General features: G+C 65.1%; 4 protein-coding genes. 1 reads left to right on the forward strand and 3 read right to left on the reverse strand.

All coding sequences use genetic code 11. The annotated features are described in order from the left end of the window. Positions 1-100: 100 nt before the first annotated feature. The 3 genes from EN738_RS20455 to EN738_RS20465 are packed head-to-tail and all read right to left on the reverse strand — an operon-like array spanning position 101 to position 1963. Positions 101-400, reverse strand: coding sequence for a GNAT family N-acetyltransferase (locus tag EN738_RS20455; RefSeq protein WP_127285286.1), 300 nt, complete (start codon positions 398-400; stop codon positions 101-103). Between the two features lie 3 nt (positions 401-403). Next, a complete protein-coding gene (locus tag EN738_RS20460; protein WP_127285287.1) occupies positions 404-1027 on the reverse strand; it encodes an alpha/beta hydrolase in 624 nt (207 codons plus the stop codon). 3 nt (positions 1028-1030) lie between these two features. Next, positions 1031-1963, reverse strand: coding sequence for a VOC family protein (locus tag EN738_RS20465; protein ID WP_127285288.1), 933 nt, complete (start codon positions 1961-1963; stop codon positions 1031-1033). A gap of 227 nt (positions 1964-2190) precedes the next feature. Here EN738_RS20465 and EN738_RS20470 point away from each other — a divergent pair. Further along, on the forward strand, positions 2191-2738 hold a 548-nt coding region (locus EN738_RS20470), incomplete at its 3' end, for a sulfatase-like hydrolase/transferase (RefSeq protein ID WP_145966888.1).

Below are 2738 nucleotides of genomic sequence, written 5' to 3' on the forward strand. Positions count from 1 at the left end.
CTTAGGCAAGATGGCTAAATCGCGCAAATGCCAGTGGCGTGTTCGCATTTGTGGCTGAGGCGTGTTCTCCTTCTCCCGTTGTGGGAGAAGGGGGAACTTGCTACCGCTTCAGCACGTCGGCCCATTCCGGATGGCGGCGGAACTGGGCGTTGGCGAACGGGCAGAGCGGGATGATCTTCTTGCCGGCCGCGCGCGCGTCCTCGACGGCGCGGGTGACGAGGCGAAGCCCCGCGCCCTGGCCGCGAAACGCGTCAGGCACCTCGGTGTGATCGATGATGAGCTGATGCTCGCCGATTTTGGTGAAGGTCATCTCGGCCTCGGCGCCGCCGGGCCCGCGCAGGACATAGCGGCCCTTGGAGCCGCGATCCTCCAGTTCGACCTCGGGCAATTGATCAGCCATTGCTCACGCTCCTTCAACCGGCAGGCCGGCAAAGAGCTGCCGCGCCGCCTCGATTTCATTCGGCCGCACTTCGTGCCCGCCATCGTGCCATTCCACAGTGACAGCGGCGCCGTCGGCGCGCAAAAAGGCCTCCAGCCGCGACGTCAAATTGGGCGGGCAGATCGGATCGCGCCTGCCGGCCGTAATCAGCACAGAGCGGCCGGCGAGGCTGCCTTTCACCTGCGGCTCGAAAGGGATCAGCGGATGCATCAGCACCGTCGCGTCGAACAGGCCGGGTTCCGCGAACGCCACCGACGCCAGGATGTTGGCGCCGTTGGAATAGCCGAGCCCAAGCACCGTCGAGGGCTTTGCCGCCTCGACATGCGCCTTGGTGAAGGCAGCCATCTTGGCGGTCGCTCGCGCCAAGTCTTCCATGTCATAGACCCCCTCGCCGGTGCGGCGAAAGAAGCGGGCGGCACCCTGCTCCGACACATCGCCGCGCGGCGACACGATGCTTGCCGAAGGCACCAGCTCGCGTCCCAGCGATACCAGCTGGTTCTCGTCGCCTCCGGTTCCGTGAAAGACGAAAAGCAGCGGACTGCCCGGCGAACCGGGCAGCAGCTTGTGAGTGTAGGTATCCTTGCTCATGGCTCAGTCTTCCAGTTTCTGCAGGTGCTGTTCGAGATAGGGCCTGAGATGCTGGTGCTGCGCCGGCAGCTTCAGCGCCTCGCCGAGATGAGCGGTGTCCTCGTCGCGGTCGAAGCCTGGCTCGTTGGTGGCCATCTCGAACAGTACCCCGCCCGGCGTGCGGAAATAGATCGCCCAGAAATAGTCGCGGTCGATCACCGGCGTCACCTGGTAGCCGGTGTCCATCAGCGCCTTGCGCACTTCGAGCTGCCTGGCGCGGTTCTCGACCGCGAAGGCGACATGGTGGACCGAGCCGGCGCCGAGATTGGCAAACGCCGCGCCCGGCAGCGATTCGATGTCGACGATGTCGGCGCCATTGCCGTTCTTGACCGCAAGCCGGCGGACGTTGCCGGACTTGTCGACCTCCCGATAGCCCATGAACTTCAACAGCTCCTCGGTGGCGCCGCCATCCCTCAGCCGAAGCTGCACCGAGTGGAAGCCGCGGATCGCCTCGTCGGCGGGAACGCCGCCCTTCGCCCAGGGCGCGCGGCCGTCGGCCTTGTCTTCGACGAGCGCAAAGCCGTCGCCATCGGGGCCGGCGAACGCGAGCCGCTTCTCGCCGAACGTCTCTTCGCGCGACAGGCCCGCGACGCCTTCATCGGCAAGGCGCTTCTCCCAGTAGCCGAGCGTGCCTTCCGGCACCGAATAGACCGTCGTGCCGACCTCGCCCACCCCATGCCGGCCCTTGCCGATATTGGGGAACGGGAAATAGGTCATCACCGAACCCGGCGTGCCGACCTCGTCCGCATAGTAGAGATGATAGACGTCGGGCGCGTCGAAATTGACGGTCTTCTTGACCCGGCGCAGGCCGAGCTTTTTGGTGAAGAATTCATTGTTCCGGCGCGCATCGCTGGCCATCGAGGTGACGTGATGCAGGCCCTTGACCTGGTCGAGCATTTTTCTGCTCCTTCCTTTTGCTGGTGCGGCCCTCGCCGCTGTCCACGCCAATTCGAGGATAGGCACGGCCGCGGCAAAGGAGGCAAACACAGAATGGACTGTGCTGTAAAAGTGAACGATATCGCATCATTTGTTCACCAATCAACAGAGATGCGCGGCCTTGCGCGACGGCCTGAATTCGGCTCCATCAGCGGCATGCCGGATGAGGAGACAAGCGCTTGGCCAGCATGAGCGGACGCCCCAACATTCTCCTGATCACATGCGACCAGTGGCGCGGCGATTGCCTGTCGGCGGCCGGCCATCCGGTGCTGAAAACACCGAATGCCGATGCACTTGCCGCCGAAGGCGTGCTGTTTCGGCGCCACTTTGGCGGGGCAGCCCCTTGTTCGCCGGCGCGCGCCTGCCTCTACACCGGGCTCTACCAGATGAACAACCGCGTCTGCCGCAACGGCACGCCGCTCGATGCCCGGCACGGCAACATCGCGCTTTCCGCCCGAGCCCTCGGCTACGACCCGACGCTCTTCGGCTATACGGATGTCTCGCTCGACCCGCGCCTGCTCGCGCCCGGCGACCCCAGGCTGAGAACCTATGAGGGCGTCCTGCCCGGCTTCACCGTGCGCCAATTCCTGCCCGAGCATCAGAAGCCTTGGCTGTCCTGGCTGAGCGCCCAGGGCATCGACGCCAGTGCCGGCCATCCCGACATCCACCGCCCGGTTGGCGAACCGAGCGACCCCGTGACCAATGCGCCACCAATTTACTCGAAGGACCAGACGCC

The sequence above is a fragment of the Mesorhizobium sp. M4B.F.Ca.ET.017.02.2.1 genome, from assembly GCF_003998955.1.
GTDB classification, from domain to species: Bacteria; Pseudomonadota; Alphaproteobacteria; order Rhizobiales; family Rhizobiaceae; genus Mesorhizobium; species Mesorhizobium abyssinicae.